Annotated in this window: 25 protein-coding genes and 1 pseudogene; 14 read left to right on the top strand and 12 right to left on the bottom strand. The window is 62.9% G+C overall.

All coding sequences use genetic code 11. The features are described 5' to 3' along the window. Positions 1-102: 102 nt before the first annotated feature. From ACWNC0_RS14775 to ACWNC0_RS14760, 4 genes are all read right to left on the bottom strand, one after another. Complete coding sequence (locus tag ACWNC0_RS14775) at positions 103-705, bottom strand: GntR family transcriptional regulator (RefSeq protein ID WP_449472612.1); 603 nt, start codon at positions 703-705, stop codon at positions 103-105. After that, complete coding sequence (locus ACWNC0_RS14770) at positions 702-1,589, bottom strand: phytanoyl-CoA dioxygenase family protein (protein ID WP_449472611.1); 888 nt, start codon at positions 1,587-1,589, stop codon at positions 702-704. Before ACWNC0_RS14770 ends, ACWNC0_RS14775 begins: the two co-directional genes overlap by 4 nt. Beyond that, positions 1,579-2,196, bottom strand: a complete 618-nt coding sequence (locus ACWNC0_RS14765; protein ID WP_449472609.1) for an acyl-homoserine-lactone synthase — start codon at positions 2,194-2,196, stop codon at positions 1,579-1,581. The genes ACWNC0_RS14770 and ACWNC0_RS14765 overlap by 11 nt, the downstream gene beginning before the upstream one ends. Positions 2,197-2,274: 78 nt before the next feature. After that, positions 2,275-3,027, bottom strand: a complete 753-nt coding sequence (locus ACWNC0_RS14760; protein WP_449472607.1) for a helix-turn-helix transcriptional regulator — start codon at positions 3,025-3,027, stop codon at positions 2,275-2,277. A gap of 219 nt (positions 3,028-3,246) precedes the next feature. Here ACWNC0_RS14760 and ACWNC0_RS14755 point away from each other — a divergent pair, with 219 nt between their 5' ends. From ACWNC0_RS14755 to ACWNC0_RS14745, 3 genes and pseudogenes are all read left to right on the top strand, one after another. After that, positions 3,247-3,588, top strand: a complete 342-nt coding sequence (locus ACWNC0_RS14755) for a transcriptional regulator domain-containing protein (RefSeq protein WP_449474629.1) — start codon at positions 3,247-3,249, stop codon at positions 3,586-3,588. A 91-nt stretch (positions 3,589-3,679) separates the two neighbouring features. Next, a pseudogene (locus tag ACWNC0_RS14750) lies at positions 3,680-3,883 on the top strand (hypothetical protein); the annotation flags it as partial. Between the two features lie 58 nt (positions 3,884-3,941). Next, the gene (locus ACWNC0_RS14745; RefSeq protein WP_449474628.1) at positions 3,942-4,040 is read left to right on the top strand and encodes a hypothetical protein; all 99 of its coding nucleotides are present in this window, start codon (positions 3,942-3,944) and stop codon (positions 4,038-4,040) included. 11 nt (positions 4,041-4,051) lie between these two features. Here the strand turns inward: ACWNC0_RS14745 and ACWNC0_RS14740 are convergent, their stop codons facing one another. Further along, positions 4,052-4,345, bottom strand: a complete 294-nt coding sequence (locus tag ACWNC0_RS14740) for a hypothetical protein (protein WP_449472605.1) — start codon at positions 4,343-4,345, stop codon at positions 4,052-4,054. Positions 4,346-4,694: 349 nt separating this feature from the next. Here ACWNC0_RS14740 and ACWNC0_RS14735 point away from each other — a divergent pair, with 349 nt between their 5' ends. From ACWNC0_RS14735 to ACWNC0_RS14725, 3 genes are read left to right on the top strand one after another with little or no spacing between them, the layout of a single operon-like run. Then, positions 4,695-5,435, top strand: a complete 741-nt coding sequence (locus ACWNC0_RS14735) for a hypothetical protein (RefSeq protein ID WP_449472604.1) — start codon at positions 4,695-4,697, stop codon at positions 5,433-5,435. Then, positions 5,432-6,334 (top strand): PD-(D/E)XK nuclease domain-containing protein, encoded by a 903-nt coding sequence (locus ACWNC0_RS14730; protein ID WP_449472602.1) that lies wholly within the window; start codon positions 5,432-5,434, stop codon positions 6,332-6,334. The genes ACWNC0_RS14735 and ACWNC0_RS14730 overlap by 4 nt, the downstream gene beginning before the upstream one ends. Before the next feature lie 36 nt (positions 6,335-6,370). Further along, positions 6,371-7,003, top strand: a complete 633-nt coding sequence (locus tag ACWNC0_RS14725; RefSeq protein WP_449472600.1) for a hypothetical protein — start codon at positions 6,371-6,373, stop codon at positions 7,001-7,003. A gap of 15 nt (positions 7,004-7,018) precedes the next feature. Here the strand turns inward: ACWNC0_RS14725 and ACWNC0_RS14720 are convergent, their stop codons facing one another. Next, entirely contained in the window at positions 7,019-7,849 is an 831-nt protein-coding gene (locus ACWNC0_RS14720) for a hypothetical protein (protein WP_449472598.1), read from the bottom strand. Between the two features lie 176 nt (positions 7,850-8,025). Here ACWNC0_RS14720 and ACWNC0_RS14715 point away from each other — a divergent pair, with 176 nt between their 5' ends. The 4 genes from ACWNC0_RS14715 to ACWNC0_RS14700 all read left to right on the top strand — a co-directional run bounded on the left by ACWNC0_RS14715 (position 8,026) and on the right by ACWNC0_RS14700 (position 13,859). Then, positions 8,026-10,119 carry a hypothetical protein gene (locus ACWNC0_RS14715; RefSeq protein WP_449472596.1) on the top strand — a complete coding sequence of 698 codons (2,094 nt, stop codon included), beginning with the start codon at positions 8,026-8,028 and terminating at the stop codon, positions 10,117-10,119. 446 nt (positions 10,120-10,565) lie between these two features. After that, on the top strand, positions 10,566-11,570 hold the full coding sequence (locus tag ACWNC0_RS14710) for an ArdC family protein (protein ID WP_449472594.1): 1,005 nt from the start codon (positions 10,566-10,568) through the stop codon (positions 11,568-11,570). Then, positions 11,567-11,986, top strand: a complete 420-nt coding sequence (locus tag ACWNC0_RS14705; protein WP_449472593.1) for a DUF2958 domain-containing protein — start codon at positions 11,567-11,569, stop codon at positions 11,984-11,986. Before ACWNC0_RS14710 ends, ACWNC0_RS14705 begins: the two co-directional genes overlap by 4 nt. 85 nt (positions 11,987-12,071) lie before the next feature. Beyond that, complete coding sequence (locus ACWNC0_RS14700) at positions 12,072-13,859, top strand: ParB/RepB/Spo0J family partition protein (RefSeq protein ID WP_449472592.1); 1,788 nt, start codon at positions 12,072-12,074, stop codon at positions 13,857-13,859. A 177-nt stretch (positions 13,860-14,036) separates the two neighbouring features. Here ACWNC0_RS14700 and ACWNC0_RS14695 read toward each other — a convergent pair whose 3' ends face one another. Continuing rightward, entirely contained in the window at positions 14,037-14,861 is an 825-nt protein-coding gene (locus tag ACWNC0_RS14695) for a hypothetical protein (RefSeq protein WP_449472590.1), read from the bottom strand. 103 nt (positions 14,862-14,964) lie between these two features. Next, the gene (locus ACWNC0_RS14690; RefSeq protein ID WP_449472588.1) at positions 14,965-15,603 is read right to left on the bottom strand and encodes a hypothetical protein; all 639 of its coding nucleotides are present in this window, start codon (positions 15,601-15,603) and stop codon (positions 14,965-14,967) included. 36 nt (positions 15,604-15,639) lie between these two features. On the opposite strand from ACWNC0_RS14690, the gene ACWNC0_RS14685 reads away from it, so the two are divergent. From ACWNC0_RS14685 to tnpC, 3 genes are read left to right on the top strand one after another with little or no spacing between them, the layout of a single operon-like run. Further along, complete coding sequence (locus tag ACWNC0_RS14685; protein WP_449470445.1) at positions 15,640-16,080, top strand: transposase; 441 nt, start codon at positions 15,640-15,642, stop codon at positions 16,078-16,080. Further along, positions 16,077-16,433, top strand: a complete 357-nt coding sequence (tnpB, locus tag ACWNC0_RS14680) for an IS66 family insertion sequence element accessory protein TnpB (RefSeq protein WP_449470443.1) — start codon at positions 16,077-16,079, stop codon at positions 16,431-16,433. Before ACWNC0_RS14685 ends, tnpB begins: the two co-directional genes overlap by 4 nt. A 31-nt stretch (positions 16,434-16,464) precedes the next feature. Next, positions 16,465-17,988, top strand: a complete 1,524-nt coding sequence (tnpC, locus tag ACWNC0_RS14675) for an IS66 family transposase (protein WP_438860449.1) — start codon at positions 16,465-16,467, stop codon at positions 17,986-17,988. Here the strand turns inward: tnpC and ACWNC0_RS14670 are convergent. The 4 genes from ACWNC0_RS14670 to ACWNC0_RS14655 all read right to left on the bottom strand — a co-directional run bounded on the left by ACWNC0_RS14670 (position 17,963) and on the right by ACWNC0_RS14655 (position 20,177). Next, the gene (locus ACWNC0_RS14670) at positions 17,963-18,250 is read right to left on the bottom strand and encodes a hypothetical protein (RefSeq protein ID WP_449472586.1); all 288 of its coding nucleotides are present in this window, start codon (positions 18,248-18,250) and stop codon (positions 17,963-17,965) included. The two genes, tnpC and ACWNC0_RS14670, sit on opposite strands and share 26 nt — an antisense overlap. Before the next feature lie 76 nt (positions 18,251-18,326). Next, the gene (locus ACWNC0_RS14665; protein ID WP_449472584.1) at positions 18,327-18,530 is read right to left on the bottom strand and encodes a hypothetical protein; all 204 of its coding nucleotides are present in this window, start codon (positions 18,528-18,530) and stop codon (positions 18,327-18,329) included. Positions 18,531-18,609: 79 nt separating this feature from the next. Continuing rightward, positions 18,610-19,572: a hypothetical protein gene (locus ACWNC0_RS14660; protein ID WP_449472583.1), complete on the bottom strand. Its 963-nt coding sequence runs from the start codon at positions 19,570-19,572 to the stop codon at positions 18,610-18,612. A gap of 146 nt (positions 19,573-19,718) precedes the next feature. Continuing rightward, positions 19,719-20,177, bottom strand: a complete 459-nt coding sequence (locus tag ACWNC0_RS14655) for a thermonuclease family protein (RefSeq protein WP_449472582.1) — start codon at positions 20,175-20,177, stop codon at positions 19,719-19,721. A 34-nt stretch (positions 20,178-20,211) separates the two neighbouring features. Here ACWNC0_RS14655 and ACWNC0_RS14650 point away from each other — a divergent pair, with 34 nt between their 5' ends. Further along, a complete protein-coding gene (locus ACWNC0_RS14650) occupies positions 20,212-20,349 on the top strand; it encodes a hypothetical protein (RefSeq protein ID WP_449472580.1) in 138 nt (45 codons plus the stop codon). Positions 20,350-20,357: the final 8 nt, after the last annotated feature.

Below are 20,357 nucleotides of genomic sequence, written 5' to 3'. Positions count from 1 at the left end.
TGCCGCGGAATTGCGGCAGATGGGAGATTAGGATCGCCCGGCAACTATCCGAAATTTATACTGAATTTATATGTCGAATATATTCTGGATATATGCCGGACCTCAGCACGCTTCATATATTGCCCGAACGGTGGCCGGCACGAACTTCGCGCATAGGCGGTGATGGGCGGCGATCCGCCGGCCGATCGCTCTGGCATCGCCCTCGATAAGGACGGCCGCCAGTTCGGTCAGCTCGCCGGCCGGGTCGGGGAGCTGCCGGCTCTCGGCGTTGCGTGCAGCGGTAAGCCGGTCGCTTGCCGCCTCGATATGACGGCCGAGCTCGACATTGCCCGATCGCCCGGCGATCGCGGCGAACAGGACGCGCAGACCGCCGGCATAGTCGGTGAAGACCAGATCCTCGCGCTGCGGCGGCTCGGCATTTGACCAGTGGCGCAAGGCGAGGTGCAGCAGATCGGCATTCCATGCGAGAAGATCGCGCAGTCCCGGCTCGGTCACGAAGGGAAGCTGGAAGCCCTCGGTGGGGCGCATCTCGACGATATGCTCGCCGGCCAGCCGGTGGAGCGCGTCGCGGACGGGCGTCACGCTGCTGACAAGCAATTCTGCGAACGTCGCGGGCTCCAGCCGTGTGCCCGGAAGGATCTCGCCCGACAGCAACCGTAGCTTGAGCGCATCATATACGCGCTCGGAGGTCACGCCGGCATTCATGCCTGCCGCCGCTGATCGGCGACATAGGCTTCGACCAATATCTCCTGGTCGGGACGGAGCGCATCGATAGCGCCGATCCGGTCGGGAATGCCGTCCCGGAGCAGGATCGAGGGGCATTGTCCCTCGAAATTGCCCAGATTGGGGCGATGCTGACAATAGCCGACCAGAGCGGCCAGTTCGGGATCGAATTGCCGGGCGATGGCCGGCGGGTAGGCGAGCCATTGATTTTCATAGGGTTTGAGCCATCCGAGGCAATAGCTGACGATCATGCCGCGGCGAACCTCGGCGCTGTCGTTGCCGCCTGCGCCATGTAGTGTCGAGCCGAGAAAGACGAGCGCCGAGCCGGCCTGCATCTCGGCTACGAGGGGCGCGCCTTCGGGCTCGGCCCCAAGCGCGGCCGGTCCGTGCGTTCGCGGCCAGATCAGCGTTGCGCCATTGTCGGCTCGATAGTCGGTGAAAGGCCACATCACATTGACCAGATATTCGGTTTCACCGGGCGTTCCGCGCCACATATCCTGATCGCGATGCGGGAGTTGGGGGAGCGCGCCGGGATGAAGCGCGATCGCCTGGGTGAGGTTGAGCTGGACCGTGTCGCACCACCGGCCCAAAATTCCCCTGACGATGCCGAGGATGAGCGGATGCCGGACGAATTCTTCGGCGAACGGGGATCGCGAGAGCAATCGTCCGAACCGCTTGGTGTGCGATCCGTAAAACCCGCCCTGGCAGAAGGGTGTCGCCTCGAACGCCGCCGCAAGGTCCTCGTCGATACAATGCGCCAACCGGGCGGATATCGCATCGGGGATGATGCAATAGCCGTCCCGAGCGAGCCGCGCGGACCAGTCGGGCTCGCCGGTTTCTGCTCGCTGCAGGACCTCATATGGCATGGTGCGGCTCCCGCTCCTCGAGCGGCGCACGGCAGATGCCCGCGCGCGCAAGCAAGGCCGGGGTGTCGCGATCGATTGCGATCGCGAGCGCGCCCAGCGTCCGCCCTTCGATCCTGTGCGGGACGCCAAGCGGATAGCAGCGCCAGCCGAAGGCAAGGACCTGCTGCAACCAGCCCAGTTCGGCGACGCCCGTGTAGAGGCCGATGCCCTGTGCCAGCCCGAAATCGGCGATGGCGGTGACCAGCCGGTCGCGCGCGAAACGCCTCGTGGCGGCATCGATGCGGCGATCGAGGCAGAAGCGGGTCACCTCGAAGATGTCGGGACCGCGCGGAACCTCGCCATCGCAGAGCGACGCATAGAGATCGGCCAGGATATGCGGCCGCGTCGTGGGCAGGAGCCGCGCCGAGGCGAGATGCCCGCCCTCCCTATCCGTCACGACCAGATAGGTGGCATGCTCGTCGTCGAACTGGTCGATCTCGTATCGGCCGCCGAGAACGGGCACGTCCCAGCGGAGCAGGTCGACGAAGACCTGTTTCCTTGCCACGAACATCGCGCGCAGCACGTCGCCTTCCTTCGCGGAACAATCGGGTTCGACCAGGTGCAGCATCTCGGGAACTCCCATCTTGCGTGTGCGCAAGAGGGTCGCCGCGACCAGGCGACCGCGCCATTCCCAGAAATGGGCATATCAACGCCGGAAGATGTCGGCGAAGCAGATTATTCCATCGAACAGGGCACGGATCAGCAAGGATGTCTGTTTCTCGACCCCATATCGATCCCGGGCCTGCTTGAGATGACGAACCACCGTCTCTTCACTGATCCCGAGGATGCGCGAGCTTTCCCACGCGGTCTTGCCGCGCGCGGCCCAGATGAGGCAGTCGCGCTGGCGATCGGTGAGCCGGGGCCGCGGTCCCGGCGGCTTCGAGCCGGCGAGCCATATCCGCCGCGACGCTTCGAAAGCGGCAATTCCAACGAGCTGGGCCAATTGCAGCGTATCGGTCGGCAGCTCATCGCCAGGGCCGATCGCGAAACTGCACGACCCGGTGGCCTCGCCAACGATATTGGCGGGCACGGTGAAGCCATCGACAAGCCCGTGATCGCGGGCGGTATCGAGAAGCTGATGGTCGCCGGGCGTCATCTGGATGAGGTGCGGCACGCGATTCCACGGAAATCCGGCGCTCGTGCGGTGGCTCGCGCGGTGAACGGGGTCCGACTGGCCGAGGCGATTCTTGTCGAAATAATCGACCCATGGCTCGGGATAATCGTGCAGCCGGATGATGGTATGCGGTGCATCGAGAATATTGGCGTGATGGGTCAGGGCGAAATGCGCAAACCGCATCCGCTTGGTCATTTCGGCGAGGAGCATCGCGAGCGCACCGGTATCGCTGACAAGCGCGATAGCGTTGAGGAACCACTCGATTTCGGCACGCATGTCTCTCATGCGCCGTTTCGATCGGAGGCAGCGTCTCAAGCCGCCGGTGTCCTCGCGACCGTCCTTTCCTGTTCATCCGGACCCGCAAAGCGATTTTCGTATCCGCCGAGTCCGGACGCCAGAACGAAGTGGGATCATAGCCATCTGATATCATTAGGCAACTCCATGCGTTTAAGACGTTTGTCCGGTCGCCCGTGCGATGGTGGAGCAGCTTGATTGGCGCCGCCGGTGCTTCCGCCCGACTGGCGTGATCCCGCGCCCTATCGGAGGCTGCGCGGCATCGATCGCGCCGGGCTTCTGTGGGAATGGCTGCGGCGCGATCCCGCTTATGTCGCCTGGTACACCTCCGCCAGCAAGGCGACCCGCGATCACGGAGGCCAGGCCGATCCGTTGATCTGGGGCTTGCATTTTCGCCGAGGATCCGGCCCGCGCGTCCCCCGAAGCCCGCCTGATCTGGGATGCGAGCATCGACGGCAGTATATTACGCGTCACTGCGCTCCCGGCGGCGGCCCATCATGGCGATCGGTTCGACCCGCGATGTTTCGGCCGCTGGCTCGCCGTTGCCGTTGATTCCGGGGGCCGTGAACATGCCGTCCTCTCGGACGGTTATCGTCGCATCCGGATCGATGTCGAGGCGGGAAGCCTTGTCGCAGGGCATCCCGTGCAGCTTCGTTACGCGCTGGTCGGGGTCATCGGCCAGTCCACCGAGGAGCAGCTTTTGCCGGTCCGACGGCTCGCCGGTCTCTTTCGCACTGGCCGGTTTCTTCCGGCGCTTTTCCCGGCCGAGCACCGCATCGAACGGCTGATAGACGTTTTGAGAGTGCATGATGCGCTGAGCGCGGGCGCGTCGCAGCACGACATCGCGGTCGGGCTGTTCGGTTCCGACCGGATATCCGTGGACTGGCGCTTGTCGTCAGAACTCGCTGCGTTCGCGGGTTCGGCGTCTGATCCGCGCGGCGCGCTCCATGGCGACGGGTGGCTATCGTCGGATCCTGCGGCGGGACATTAGTGAGGAGGACTGACCGGCTCGCGATCAGGCGAGCAGGCGCCGCAGGAAATAGATGCGGAACAGATCAAGCAGCACTTCTGCTGTATCATTGTCGTTCGCATGGGCGATGACCTGCAGTCCGCCGTCGCGCGCACGCGCAAATTCGACCGGATGGAGACCCGCGAGCCGCAGCGCGGCGGGATCGAGACCGTCGCGGCGAAGTGCGGCATGTGCGGTGTCGTCGAGAGCAAGCCCGATCCAGATGCCCGCGCTACGCGCCGCGATCATGTCGAGATCCTCGCGTTCTTCCGCGATGAATAGCTCTGCCCTGCCGTCCATTCCCTATCCCCGTTGGCCCGTACGTCCTCCGTCCCCACGAATCCGTCGATCCGTTCACCGTGCCTTGCGCCGATTGCGCGCGTCTGACCATCTCAATTTCGATGAACCGTTCAGCAAAAAATCTTTAGCCGCGGTGTGCCCTGCTCATTGCGATCATCCCGGTGCGGGAGGGAGCGGCCCGGGTTGGCGAAAAAGATGCGGGAGGTCGAAGGCCCTCTATACGCACGGCTCAATCGTCCGTAGCCATCAAGGTTCCCTGCAATATTGTTTGTTTCGGAGCACGGTTTCACCGATCCAGGCGCAAACGAGACAGAAAATGCAGGGTAAGAGATAGAATAGTCCGGAGGATATGTTGACCGAGCCAAGCAATACCACCCTCAAACGTTTTACGAGCCTCGCCGCCGTGCTCGACATGCTGGTCGAACGGCGGCTGACATTGCTCAGTCCGGCAACCTGGGACGACAGGAACGACACCGCCTATGTCGAGGCCTATCGGCAGGCCCGCGGCGTCGAGAAAATCTTCGCAATGTGTTTCACGCAGGCGCCCGAGACATTCCACCATTGGCGTGTTTTTTCCGGTGGCCTCGAAGGCATGCGGGTGAATATCGACAAGCAAGCGCTTCTGCGCAGCCTGAGGAACGACCCCTGCTACGTCTGGAACGATGTGGAATATCGCACCCTGGAGAGAATGGCGGCGGCCCGCACAATCGACGTGTTCGATATTCCGTTTCTCAAGCGCTACGCCTTCCGTGACGAACTCGAATTCCGGCTGCTGTACGAGTGCAGCGATTTGAACGCTCCGGTCCATTACGTCCCGATCAAGCGTAGCTGGATCAAGACCATCACGGTCAGCCCTTGGATGCCACAATCGCTCTTCGAGAGCGTCAAGACCGCGATCCGCAGCATCGATGGCTGCGATAGGCTGAAAGTCCAGAGGACCAGTCTCAGGGAAAATGATCGCTGGAAGGGCGCTATTAAACGGATCGTCGGGGAGGGCGCCGCCGCTACGGCGCTTTCGCGCAATCCGATCAATCTCGATATCGGTCTCGACGCGCTCCAGGCCGGTGTCGAAGGAGGCGGCAATATATGACCTCGCTGAAAGCGACGAAGAAAGCTGCGCAATATCTGCGCGAATTCATGCGCGCCAATACGGCCGAATGGGCCGAGCTGATGAGAGAATCTGCGCCCAACAAGGGATGGGGCAGGGGCAATGACGCCCATGATGCCCATGATGCCGCGATGTTCCTCTATCATGAGACCGACGCCCAGTTTCTCGATTTCACCATCCCGGGCTATTTCGCTTCAGGTGCGGATCTGCTGCGCGCCTTGCAGCAGTTCCGCGAGGGGATCGAAGACTATGCGCAACGCCTGAAATCGCATCATGAAACGGCCGTCGCCGAAGGACGGACGCCGGCGCCAACCGTTGGTATGGTGTATCGCGAATTGGAAAAATGCCGTTTTGGTGTCGACGAGGCGGTCGCGGCTCTGATGCGCGGCGCTCGAACCAGCGCCGTAACGCCCGCGCTGGCGGACGATATGGACGTTTTGAAAAGGGTCGCGGCGCGTTTTCCCGAAGTGGTGGCCGAACTTTCGAAGCGAAGGAAGGGGCGCCCGCCGCTCGAAATGAACGACGAATATGACGTGCAATATCTCTTCCAGGCGCTGCTGCGGGTCGAGTTTGCCGACATCCGCCCCGAAGAGACGACGCCTAGCACCGCGGGCGGTTCGGCCCGCGCCGACTGTCTGCTCAAGGATCGCAAGATCATTATCGAATTCAAGATGACCCGGGACGGCTATGATGCGGTCAGGTTGCGCAAGGAGTTGGCGGACGATTTCGTCCTCTACGCCAATCATCCCGATTGCGAGCGGCTGTTCGCCTTTGTCTATGACCCTGGTCGCTACATTGCCAATCGGCCCGGCGTCGAATCCGACCTATCAATGCCGCGCCCACCGATCGGACAGGTAGTGACTTTCGTTCAGCAGCGCTGAGCGTGGTCGGGCGCGAAACTGGAAAGGGGAACGGTCATGACGTTGACGTATATCGATCTGCCGCCCCGGGATATGCCGCTCCTTCTGGCCTGGCCCGCCGACGGCCAGCCTATGGCCTTCATGGAATTCGGCGATCCGGACGAATGGCGCCGCTTTATCGGCGCTCTCGCTATCCACCCTCTCATTCCCGACATCGTTGCTGCCAAGTTCGCGCGGGCGCAGACTCTCTATCTGCTCGGCTGGATCGATTTCGGTCTGATCAAGGCGGGCGAACTCGCGGCTCTGGTGGCGCTCGAACTGGCGCTGACCGATCGCCTCGGGGGTGTCGTCCGTGACCTGAAGCGGAAGAAGAATATTGGAAAATCGGCCAAAACCGCGCGCGGCGTTGACCGGAAACCGGGCTTCGCCGAATTGCTGAAGCATCTCGTCGATGTCGAGAAACTGACCGATGCCGACATTCCGATGGTCGTGCGCTCCGGTGGAACGGCGATCGGCCAGCTGTTCGGCGATGTCCGCCCGACGCTTGCACAGCGACGCAACGCGCTTGCGCATGGCGATCCGTTCGAGGGATTGCCGGCCGCGGGGCTGCTCGAGCTGGTCCGCGACCTCATCAATTTCGCCTATCGCGATTATATTGCCGAGGGCGAAGCGCTCGGGATTTCGCGGTGAAGCAGAACGGTATTTCTACCGCGGATCCGGCCAATCATTCTTCATCGGGATCAGGTTGAACACTCCCATATAAGCCGGATCTTCGATAATCCGCCCTTCATATCCGATTGACTGCAGCTTTCCTGCGCGCTCGCGCTGCTCGAAGGTCAGGAGCCGGGGGTCGAAGGCGACTTCGGTTACGAGCTTGTTGGGGTCGATAGGAAAGTGGCGAATCTTGTCGCCCGTACCGAGCTTGCCTGTCCCAATGCACAGCAGGCGGACTTCCTTTTCGTCACTGAACCGGGCGCGCTTCGTGCACAGCGATTCCGCCCGGCCATCGGCAGTGCTGAAATAGAGCGGTCCTTCGGGTCGCGAGAGGCGATTGACGAGCCCCTGAGCAAACCTGTCCTCCGGCTCATAGTCGACGCCGGCAAGATAGAAATGATCGTCGGGATATTCGGCTGCCCATTCGGTCATCGCGGCCAGCATGCGCCGGGCCGTCGTGGTCACGCGAATACCTTCCTCGTCCGGCGTCTTGTTTCGCCGGCTATCCGGATCGAGTTCGACCCGGGAATAGGCACGCAGCAGCACGTCGGACTCGGCCTCGCTCGACCAGCATTGTGCCCAGCATGCGGACAGATAGTCGGCGAGCTGGCGTTGCGGCTTCTGGAAACCGGCGGCCAAGTCGGGTGTGAGCATGAACTGGGCGCAAGGATCTTCGCGCGGATCGATCCACATGGTTGGCTGCACCATCGTCAATTGTTTCGATCGGCACAGCTCTTCGAAGCGCCAGACCGGAAAGATCCGATGGAGCGGCTGATCGAGATCGTCATCGAGCCGCACGCGGTATACGCGATCATTCGACATGATCTTGCCCTCCCGGAGTGAGAATAGGCCGAAGGATGTGAGAGCGTAAACCATAATTGGTGCCAGAACATGGGACGCGGAAAAATCAGGCACCAAGTCATGGCTATTGGCAAGAAACGCCCTGTTCTTCGATCCGCGCGTTCCTATCTGTGGCGAAACCACTGGAAAGGGCGACGATGGCCGGCAAGAATCAGCATTATATTCCCCAGATGCTGCTTCGTGCGTTTCGCATCGGCCCCGGGAAGATCGCGCGTGTCCATAAATTCCAGCCGGAGGGAATATTCCCATTGGCGACCCGCGAAGTCGCCGCTCAGGACTGGTTCTATTCCCACGCATCGAAGGATGGCGGCAAGACGCTCGATGATCTCATCACCGACTATGAAGGGGGCGCGCTGACATCGGATTTTCGGACCATTATGGCAGCGCCCGCTGGGGCGGTCGATCCGGCTCTCGCGGCCCGCATCATCGGCCATCTTTTCGGCCGCAGCGATCATGTGCGCAGCACGCTCCGATCCGGGATCGGGGCGCTCGCCGACCACATCGAGCAGATATTCGGAAGCGAAGAGCAGATCCGTTTCCTTCTGGGGGCTGATGATACGCTGCCGGGGGACCGCTTTCGCGACGCGTTCGGGAAGGCGCTCGCTGATCAGCCTTTGCTTGCCTTGCTGGAAATGCCGGCTGCGGCGCTGGAGCCGATCGCCTTCATGTTCCTGCGCGAGAACATCACCGATGGCGCGGCAGAAATTACCGGACACGCGCGCGCATTGAGCGAGCGTTTTCGAAATGAAGCTGGCGATATGGCACGCGATGCCCAGACGAAGAGCCTCGCAAACACGCTGTTGCCTCCGGAACGTGTCGATCTTCTCACGAGCTTCGCCTGGAGCATCGTCGATGTCGAACAGCCGCTATTCATCCTTCCGGATTTTGTAGCGCTGGCAGCGAATGCGAAAGGTGAAACCGGCACTCTTCTTCATTTCGACGCTGGGGAGCTCGACCAGGTCCGTATGCCGCTCTCTCCCCTACGCATGCTTGTCGGACAGCGTAATCCAAGGCCAATCGACCTGGATGATTTCAATGCCGAAGCGGTCCCGCACTGTCTCGCTTTCTTCGTGAGTGCCTATCGCGACCCGGGGCTGGAAGCGCTCCGCCCGACGATCGGCCGTTCTGCCCTGGCATCGGTCGCTGCGGCCCTTTCCGAAGCTACCGCGACATTTCGGCGAGGTCTGGACGAGGCGGCGGGTACTCCCACATCTCCCGGTGCGAGCTGGGATATCGAGCAACCTCAAAATGTGATGCTTGAGGCCGCCGGACTCGATGACGAGATGCGCGATCGTTTTGTCGAGCTGCTCCGAAAGATCCTCGCTTGGGCGCGTACGCGTTACGATGTCAGCGCGCTTCTGCGTATCGTGATCGCCGACGATTATGAAAAGACGCTCGCGACGATCGATCGGGGAGCGCTTGCGAATGAAGAGGCCGTCATTCCGTCGACGAGCGGTATGAGCGTGGCCTATAATGTGCCCGTCGAGCAAGATGGACGCATCGGCGTCGCGCTGGTCCTACGGCCCGGTATTCCGGCGATGCTGCTGGATGACGATGACAGCCAATTTGCCGCGGCAAGCAGCATTCTTCTGAGCCAGCTCGCGAGGCTTGGGGCGGAGGCAATGCTTCGTTCGGTGTTCTCGGACGGGGTGCAGGTCGGGAATGCTGTCGACCGGTTGTTGATGGAAAAGGCGCTCGCGATCTGGCGGAACTATTTTATCGGCACTTACGAGGGCCAGTTCAGCGAGGATATGCGCTCGGACTATCGTGACGAGCTGCTCGATCATTTGACCGGTATGGCAGACCGCATGGTCACAGCGCGCCGCGATTACCGTGTTCACGGCCGCGATACCGATTTTTCCGGCCTCGCCATCGACGAAGCTGCTCAGGCAGCCTTGCTCGCGGCGTTGGCGGCATCGGCGTCCGACGAAGAAGCCGATGCCGCCGAACTCGTCCAGTTCCGCGCGCGGCTCGACACGCTGGGATTGCTGAAATGGTTCGAACTCCTGCGGTCGGATCTCGCCGGCATCTGGGAGGAAGGGATGGCCTATCCCGCGCAAGAAGCCTTTCTCGTGCTATCCTTGCATCTCCGGCGTCTCCTCTTGCTTGGCGGGGTCTTCCTCTACGAATCCGATGGGGCCGCACGCTTTGCAGTCCCTCATATTCTCGATCTCGATTGGTATGCCGGGCAGGCGGCTGGCGAATCTCCGTCCGCGCCCGCTCCATCATGATTGCTCTCCACCGTTTGTGGGGCTGATCATCCCGATCTGACGTAATTCGAAGGTGCCGCGCCTCGCGCGCGACCGCGCTCTATGGCGCGCACCGGCGGTGCGCCGCCACCGAGCCCCGCTTTGCGGGTCTCGTCCATTCGGTAACGATCGCTGGCGCTCAATGGTCGCCGCGCCTTGGGCGCGGCGGCGTTTCCTGAGGCCTCTCCCGGATGCGCGGGAGTGGGCGGCGCGCCCGTCTGGGCTCGCGCGCGGGCGCCGCAAGCCGGGCTCTGCCCGGCTCCTCCACTGCGTTCCGGCCCTGCGCCACCCCGTCGCGCAAGCGCGACGGGGACCCCGGACTTGGGTGCGGCCCCCGCTTGATGCGCGAGCCCTGCGGTCGCTCGTCGCCGCCCACCCCCGCTTTCCGGGGAGGCCATGCGGTTTTTGGGGTGGCGAGGAGACGAGCGATGACATCCACCAGCAGGCGCGGCGCCAAGCCCAACCGTCGCAGCACCAAGTCGGCAGCGGCGACCGAGACGGGCCGCGCCAACCTCTATGACGAAGTGACCCGGCGCATCGTCGCCGAACTGGAGGAGGGGCGTTTCCCATGGGTTAGGCCATGGGGACAAACAGGCGGAACAAGCCCCGGCATCCCGCGCAATGCGCTGACCGCACGGCCCTATTCGGGCGTCAACATCCTCATTCTCTGGGGCGCGGTCATCGAACGGGGCTGGCCCTCGCAAAGCTGGCTGACCTTCCGGCAGGCGCTCGCAGCTGGCGGCAATGTCCGCAAGGGCGAGCAGGGCGTGACCGTCGTCTATGCGGACCGCTTCACCCCGGAGGCCGAGAAACAGCGCGCGCGCGAAAGCGGCGAAGATGCCCGCGCGGTGCCTTTCCTCAAACGCTTCACCGTTTTCAACGTCGCGCAATGCGAGGGGCTGCGCCCCGGCCTTGCCGCCGATCCCGAGCCGCTGCCCGAACGCGAGATCGTGCCGCTTGCCGAAGCGGTCATCGCGGCTTCCGGCGTCGATTTCCGTATCGGCGGCAGCGAAGCCTTCTATCTGCCCGCGCATGATTATGTGCAGGTTCCGCCGCAGCCCGCTTTCTTCCATCAGATCAACTATTACCGCACCGCGCTTCACGAACTGACCCATGCGACCGGCCATGTCTCGCGGCTCGACCGCAAGTTGATGAACGGCCTTGGCGGCAAGGATTATGCGCGCGAGGAACTGGTCGCCGAGATGGGATCGGCGTTTCTGTGCGCCGCGCTCGGCATCGTGCCGACCGTCCGCCATGCCGATTATCTGGCGTCGTGGCTCGACGTCCTGCGCGAGGATAATCGCGCGATCTTCCGTGCCGCCAGCGCCGCCAGCAAGGCCGCCGACTGGATACTCGCCCGTCATGCCTGTTCCGGGCAGGACCGGGAGGCCGACGCGCCCGAAACCATCGAGACGGGGAGGGCGGCTGCATGATGCTTCTGACCCCCGAACTTCGCGCGGCGCTCCGCGCGAACCATGATGCGCACCGCGCGGCGGCGGACACCGATGCGCGTCACGATCCCGCGCCCGTCGTCAAATTCTTCAATCCGATGGGCGCGGCGACATGGCTCGCGACCGAACTCTATGACGATGGCGACACGCTGTTCGGCCTTGCCGATCTCGGCTTCGATTGTCCCGAGCTCGGCGTGTTCAGCCTCTCCGAAATCGTGGGGCTTCGGCTTCCTTTCGGACTCGGCATCGAGCGCGACACCGGATTTGCGAGCGACCGGCCCCTGTCGGTGTGGGCCGCGACCGCGCGCCGCGCCGGTTCGATCATCGCCGCCGAAGTCCTGCTTTGCCGCATCGCGGCCAACGACCTTCCGACCCCCGGCGAGAGCCGGGGCGGATGACGCGGGCGGGCGTTTCCCGCCGATGAAAAACCGGTCCGCACTCCCGCGAAGAAACACGGACCGGCACTCGCTTGGAGTAAGTGCAATGAAACTCGACTTTATCGACCTTGGCAAGCTGTCCGTCAGCAAGGCCAATATGCGCTATGCAAAAAAGGCGCCCGATGTGACCGACATCCTGCCGACCGTGCGCAAGCGCGGCGTCATCATGCCGGTGCTCGTGCGCCCCAATTGCGCGCCCGACGGCTTCGAGATCGTCGCGGGCGCGCGGCGCTTCCACGCGGCGCTCATCGTCGCCGAGGAACGGCGCGCGGCGGGCGACGAGGTGGAACCCATGCCCTGCGCGATCCTCGACGAAGGTGACGATGCCGACGCCATCGAAGCTTCGCTGATCGAGAATATGGCGCGGCTCGATCCCAACGAGGTCAGCCGGTGGGAAAGCTTTACCCGGCTTGTGAAGGAGGGGCGGGGCGTCGAGGATATCGCCGATACCTTCGGGCTGCCCGACCTCATCGTGCGCCGCATCCTCGCGCTCGGCAATCTGCTGCCGCGCATCCGGGCGATGTATGCGCGCGAAGAGATCGACCGCGCGACCGTCCGCCACCTGACGCTCGCGACCAAGAGCCAGCAAAAGGCGTGGCTCGCGCTCGCCGACGATGCCGACAGCTATTGCCCGACCGGCTATCAGTTGAAGGCATGGCTATTCGGCGGGCAGTCGATCGCGACGCGTCACGCGCTGTTCGACGTCGCGACGAGCGGGCTGGCGACCGTCGCCGACCTGTTCGGCGAAGACGCCTATTTCGCCGACGCCGATGCCTTCTGGACCTGCCAGAATGCCGCTATCGCCGAACGCGTCGAGGCCGCGCGCGAAGCGGGCTGGGCCGATGCGGTGATCGTGCCGCCGGGCGAACATTTCTCGACTTGGGAATATGAGAAGACCGCCAAGCGCAAGGGCGGGCGCGTCTATTTCGACGTGCGTTCGTCGGGCGAGATCGTGATCCACGAGGGCTATCTCACCCGGCGCGAGGCGCGGCGGCTCACCGAGGGCGGCGAAAAACCGAATGCGGCGGCGAAACCCGTCCGGCCCGAGGCGACGTCTGCGATGCAGGATTATGTGTCGCTCCATCGCCATGCCGCCGTGCGTGCGGCGCTTATCGGCCATAACGGCCTCGCGCTCCGCCTCATGGTTGCGCACGCCATCGCCGGTTCGCCGCTGTGGCGGGTCGAGATCGAGAAACAGCGGTCGCGAAACGACAGCATATGCGAAAGCGTCGAGAACGCCCCGGGCGAGGCGCGGTTCGACGCGCAGCGGCGCGCGGTCCTCGCGCTGCTCGGCTTCGACCCGGAAGCGCCGACCGTCACCGGGGGCGATGAGGGCGCGGTCGCGCTGTTCCTCCGCCTCGTCGACCTGCCCGAACCCGCCGTGATGGATATTCTCACCATCGTCATGGGCGAAACCCTGTTCGCGAACAGCGCGCTCGTCGATGCGGTCGGCACCGAACTCGGGATCGACATGGGCGGTTACTGGCAGGCCGACGACGCTTTCTTCGAGTTGATCCGCGACAAGGAGGTGATGCGCGCGATCCTCGCCGAGGTCGCGGGCGAGACGGTCGCTGCCGCCAATGCGGGTGAAAAGACCAAGGTGATGGCGAAGATCGTTCGCGATCATCTGGATGGCGTCGATGGCCGTAATAAGGTCGAGACGTGGGTGCCGCGCTGGATGGCCTTCCCGCCCGCGCATTACACAACGCGCGGCGGCGTGGCGTCGGTCGCGGCCCATGCCGAAGTCGAACAGGCGCGCGCCGAGGCGCATAGCCCGCCGCCCGAGACGCCCGCGCCCGCAGCGGCGGTTGAGCCGCTGCCGCTCGCGGCCTGAACCATGCCGGGCGGGCGGTGGGACCGCCCGCCCGGTTTCTTTGCTGGATTTCGGCCCGCTGCGAAGGGGGAGGGGGGTGAAAATCCGCGCGCCCTCGCGCCTTGCAGGCGCTCGGGCGCGCGGATTTTGCTACGGGAACTGAAATATTTCTCATGGCCCGACGGCGGGGCAGTCCTGCTATGCCGCTCCGCTCGATGGAGCCGGTAGCTCCAGTGGCCGAACAGTGCGTATCAGGGGCGGGGTGCTGACCAGCGCCTCGAGCGCCCACAGCGGATCGGTGAAATAGGGGCGGACGATGCGTGTCGGGTCCTTGCCTTCTCTCACGGCGTCCTCGACGGCTTCATTATAGACCTGATCGCACGCTTCGGAGATCGCAAGAAGCCCGGTGCGCCAGTAGCTCCAGAAAAACGGGCCAGCGATCACCGCAGGCGTGGCTCGCTCGTCGGCGACATGCGCCGCATGGATCGCAAAATGACTTTCCAGCCGGACGAAGAAGGCGATGATGTTGGAAATCGACCAGATATAGTGGGAAAAGTCGGTAATTCCGTAAGAGGGCGCACTCTGCTTTCTCTCGGGCGCCGGTACGCGCGGCCTTGCATCGCCGAGGACCCAGGATTTCGCGAACACAGGAAGCTGTGTCGGCTGCTTCTCCAGATGGGCGAGATACCGCCATGCCAAATCCCGGCTGCGGTGCATCTCGGCCTGATTGAAGGCGACATGCAGATTATCGGCCTGCGCGGCGGCGAGCTTCCTTTCCGCTTGCCGGGCCTGTTTCGCGGCGCGGGCGCTTTCCCGGATCTGTGCGTAGAGGGCGGCAAGCCCTGCCGCGGTGATCGATCCCGTCATCAGCGCAATCGTGTCGCCGCTGTCCAACGGCACGAGTTTGCGCCCGGCCAGGATTGCCGGCCCACAGAGGATGGCTTCCACTGCCGCGATGAAAACCAGCAGCGATCCTGCGGCCCAACCGAGGACGCGCAGCGGATGTGTTATATACTCGTCCATAAGGTCCCACCCCTCCCGAGCGCCTCTGATAATCGACCGCCCATGGTGGTGAATAGCGATATCCGCTCAGATTCTGAGACCCGTTTTGATGCCTGCGGACGCCTTAAAAGCGGGTCTTGAACGATTTGGACACGCTGAAAGGCGGGAAATTGGGCTGCCTCAACGAGCCTTGCAGCAGGTCGTAATATTGCGCCCAGGCGAACTTGTCCCGAATCTCGTCTGGTCGTTCGAAGGTGTAGTGTTCGAGTTCGTCATATACGCCGGTGACCCTGTACCGGGCCTTCGCGACCGGTGTGATGTAGAGCCGAATGGCGTAACGAATGTTATTCAGAAACTCGGCGATGTTGCTCGCGTGGAAGGCGAGCAAATGCGTGTGAAACCAGTCCCAACAGTCGGGAAGGGCGAGATAGGCATCGCTCTCATCGATCGTGACGCCGTTCTCCGCAAGGATCGACCGGAGCTTTTTTGCCTGCCCCCCGAGCCTCAGGAAATTATGTTTCCCGATATCGCCGGTCATGCGGATAAAATCGATGCGCTTTATGCGAAGATCGGTCTCGACTTCGATTTGTGAGAACCAGACCCGTTCGACGAATGCATGGCCTTCGAGCCATTCGACGAAATCATCGACCAAGCGGCGCAAATGCTGGATTTCGGTGCCGATCAGCGGATTGTCGCAGACCCGGCGCAGATAGAACAAGGTGGTGTGGTCGCTGGCCAGATGTAACCGGTGTTCTGGCGCCACCTTGTCTGATTTGGTGGCTCAGGCAGAGATGCGAGGATGGACGACGCCATCCTTACGACCGCATTGGACACCCACACTGGAGTGGCTCCGAAGCCAGTTCGACGGGTTGAAGTTCTCAGCGGGATGGCCGGACGACGGCGTGCCTGGACGCTGGAGCAGAAGCTGGCGCTGGTTGCGGAGATGGAGCGTTGCGACAATGTCGCTGCCTTTGCACGCGAGCGGGATGTCAGCACTGCGCTGCTATACACATGGCGGCGGGAGCTGCGTTACGCGGTAGAGGCCAGCAAGATTCCGCCCCGTCACGAGCCGATGTTCGTGCCCGTGGTTGGCGAGACATCGCCGCCGGGTTCGCACGATGGGGTTGTAGAGGTCGAGGTCAGTGGTGCCGTTGTCCGGATCGGGCAAGCGGCCCGGACCGATCTGGTGGTAGCCGTTATCCAAGCTCTGCAGGGCCCAGGAATTGATGGTGATCGATGATCGGGATAGGGCCTGGTACGCGGGTGATGGTGGCGACGCGCCCGGTAGATTTTCGCAAGGGTGCAGATTCGCTTGCGGCGCTGGTTGGTGCTGAGTACGGCGGTGATCCTTATTCGGGCGTGATCTACGTGTTCCGGGCGAAGCGCGCCGACCGGATCAAGCTGGTCTGGTGGGACGGCACCGGCCTGTGCCTGATGGCCAAGAGGCTGGAGTCCGGCGGTTTCAAGTGGCCCGGCATCCAGGACGGCGTGATGCGTCTTACGGCGGCGCAACTGGGCGCTCTGCTGGAAGGTCTGGACTGGCGCCGAGTGCATGGCGGGCGGCGCCCGATTGCTCCGCAGATTGCCGGTTGACGGGGCTTTCGTCTGCTGATTTACTGCCCTCATGCTTATGGAAGCGGACCTTCCCAACGACGTCGAAGCGCTCCGTGCGCTCGTCCTCGAACAGGCCCGCGAGCTTGATGCTCTCAAGGTTTTCCAGGCCGAGGTCGAGCGCCTGAAGGCCATCATCGATGCCTTGCAACGCCACCGTTTCGGCCGCCGTTCCGAACAGCTCGATCCCGACCAGTTCGAGCTCTCCCTGGAAGAAGTCGAGACAGCATTAGCTCAGGCCGAGCAGGCCCGCGACAAGGCGAAGCGGACACCGGCGGATCGGCCGCGCAAGACCAACCGCGGATCACTGCCTTCCCATCTCGAACGGATCGAACAGGTTGTCGATCTCGAGGACAAGGTTTGCCCTTGCTGCGAGGGTTCACTCCACCAGATCGGCGAGGATGTGGCCGAGCGTCTCGATGTCGTGCCCACCACCTTTCGCGTGCTCGTCACGCGCCGTCCGCGCTACGGCTGCCGTTCGTGCGAGAGTGCCATTGTGCAGGCCCCGGCGCCGGCACGGATCGTCGAGGGCGGCATTCCTACCGAAGCGCTGATCGCGCAGGTGCTGGTCGCCAAGTACGCTGATCACCTGCCGTTGTACCGACAGGCACAGATTTACGCCCGCCAAGGCATCCAGCTTGATCGCTCGACGCTGGCCGACTGGGTGGGACGGGCGGCTTGGTACCTGCGCCCACTGCGCGACCATATCCTGGAGCGATTGCGGCGATCCGAGCGGCTGTTCGCCGACGAGACCACCGCACCAGTGCTTGATCCCGGTCGAGGGCGGACCAAAACCGGGCAATTATGGGCCTATGCTTGCGATGATCGCCCGTGGAGCGGCGATGATCCGCCGATGGTTGCCTATGTCTATGCTGCCGATCGCAAGAGCGAGCGGGCGGAAACGCACCTGGGCGACTTCGTCGGCATCCTGCAGGTCGATGGCTATGGTGGCTACGCCGCGCTCGCCCGGCGGCGCAACCAGATCCACCTCGCCTTTTGCTGGGCCCATGTGCGCCGCAAATTCTACGAACTGGCCGACAGCTCGCCAGTCGCCACCGAAGTGCTGCGCCGGATCGCCCAGCTCTATGCCATTGAGGACGAGGTACGAGGGCTGCCTGCCGAACAGCGCCGGTTGATCCGCAGTGGACGCAGTCGCATCATCGTCGATGACCTCCACCAATACCTCGGTGCGCGGAACCGCCAGGTAAGCGCCAAGAGCAAGCTCGGCGAGGCAATCCGATACGCGCTCACCCGTTGGGATGGCCTCTCCCGCTTCCTCGATGATGGCCGCATCGATCTCGATAGCAACACCGTCGAACGCTCAATCCGACCCCTCGCGCTCAATCGGAAGAATGCCCTGTTCGCCGGCTCCGATGAAGGCGGCGACAACTGGGCGGTCATCGCCACGCTCATCGAGAACTGCAAGATATCCGGTATCAATCCGCACACCTGGCTGACCGAAACGCTCGGTAAGCTGGCTGCGGGTCATCCGGCCAGCGCCGTCGGCGAACTCATGCCATGGACCGCCGTGGCCTGAGAACACCGGTTACGGCCAGATCGCCATTGTCGGGCTTGGGCAGATCGAACGGGAGCTTGTTATTTCTGCCGGTGACGGGCGAAAGGAAGTCGCGCAGCAGTGTCCCAAACTGCCGCAGCGTTTCGGCAGTTTGCGGCAGGAGGTTTGTGTCGTGGCGCTTCTCGCCGAGCGGGCAGAAGATGGCATGGTTCACCATATCGTCCACCATGCCGACGACGGCATTGAGGACGATGGCCTCCTGTTCCATTTCGGTAAATGTCATCCGTCCGTCATACCTTCCTTACCTGCGTACGTTCAGGAAGGTCAGTCTCGCCGACGCCCGTTCGTTCGCCTCGGTATCAATCCTCCGATCGCTCGGCCAGATGCCGCCAGCGACCGAGTGCGCCTTGTCGGGTGCCGCCAGTACCCTCGAACGCTTTTCCTTTATAAGTGCCATGGGCGACGAACACCGTTTTGGATGACTGATAAACAGTGACCTCGCACCGTTCATCCAGCACCGTAACAGGATAGGTAATAGCTTTGCCGTCCGCCATTTTTGCCATGATTTCCAACTCCGTTATCGTCCCGGCGAGAACACCACCCTGTCCATATGTCGCGGTCGCGAAGGCTGTGACATGCGTGTCAGTCGTCCTTGTTCATGACATGAGTGCAATAGTTGCAAAGACCTTCGTCGAACCCCGCGAGCGCATCTTCCAATGGAATGTTGTTCGAGCATCGCATGCACTCGGATTCATAGTCGAACGATTCTCCGCATACGGCGCAGGCATCCTCGAAATCGATATAGGTCTCCCGGTCGCAGGCTGGACATTCGAAGATCGGTCCCGATTCACCGGCGTCCTTGAAGCGGTCATAAGCCTCGTTCGCCAGCGCTCGCTCGACCGCATTGACGATCGCATCATCCCAGTCGGGTTGCGCACCACAACTTCGACAAACGAGCTGAAGCTTTTCCTGATCTGAGTTCGCGGTGTCGCGCTGTTCGATAAGGTCGGAGCCGCATTCCGTGCAGCGTAGGTGCCTTTCGGCGACGGTCGAAGAAACCCAATCCACATTGACGAAAGTCGCGCGACATCGTGCCAGCTCGGCCTCATAAAGGCCACGTACCTCAAGCATGATCGGCCAAGCGTCCCCGAGCACGTCCGCCGGGTGCTCCCCGGCCTGTTGGAACAGAGCTACGGTAATGGGAAACGCTCGCGCGATTGCTTCGCGGACTGTCTCGGCCGGCTTGTCCGTGTAGCGATGCTCTATGTGGTTACGTAGACCGTTGAGTTCCTGCAGTTGCTTCGTGTCGATCGGTATTCCGAAGTCCTTGAACCGCTTGCCCAATGTGTTGAAATCGATCGTCTGGAAGCCTTCGATTACATGGGTGACGCCACCCGCGCCGTCGGGAACCGGCGCATATTTCGCGCCGATGATGTCGTCGGGGTTTGCTAATGGCGCCGCTCGTATAAGCACTTCCTTCCCAAGAAGGAGCACCCCGGCATAAAAATTCCGAACGGCGGACAATGCTCTGGCTGGATTGGCCTGAGCATAGTCTTCGATTCCCATTTTAATGGATTCCACGGCATTTGCGAAAATGCTGCTCATGTTATCCTGACTCATCCGCCTATGCCCCTTTGATCTCCGCTTCTCGATTGTAACAGTTCAGTCCGCCAATTCAGTCCCATTTGGCAGCCATGCGCGCAAGTTCTCATTGGTCAGCGAATGCGACTGATCGCGACCGTCTGCGTTCGCTATCGCTTGCGCTCCGGGCACCAACGCGGGCGCGGTGCTCCACGGGGCCACCAGCGCGCGGCACCGCTCGCGACCAGTGTCGCCGCGACGTCGCGTCCGGCGATGGACAGCTTCGCGACGGTCCGGTTGTAGCTGCGTCCGACGCGGACCACGGTGACGCGGCGGCCTTCGAGCAAAGTCTTTGCGCGCGCGCGGGCATCCTTTCCGAGCGCGATTTCGGCCTTGCATTTTGCATTGTCGGGCCGGGTTTCCGGCGCGTCGATCCCGGCGATGCGAATGCGCTCGCCGCCTTCCAGCCGGACCGTGTCGCCATCAATGACATAGGCGACGACCGCCTCGCCGGGCGGCGCGGCCGCGATGGCGAAGGGCGCGGCGGCGATCGCCGCAAGGCGCAACATCGCTTTCGGGTCGATCCGCGGGCGTGCCGGTTGCTCTCGTGCCTTGTCGTCTCGCTTCATACCGGTCGCCTAGCGGGACGGTGGCCCCGCGCCAATGGGCACGATGGCGGTGGACGATCCGATAGCGGGGCGGGGACCATCGCTCCTGTTGGTCGCGGCGGACATAATGCGCAAGGCGCTCGATCCCGGCGCTTCGCGCCGAACCGTTTCGGCTCGTGGGCGCATGACCTGAACCGGCAT

Source organism: Sphingobium chungangianum, assembly GCF_977014255.1.
Note: the sequence above shows the minus strand (reverse complement) of the source record. Positions and strands in the feature narration are given on the sequence as shown.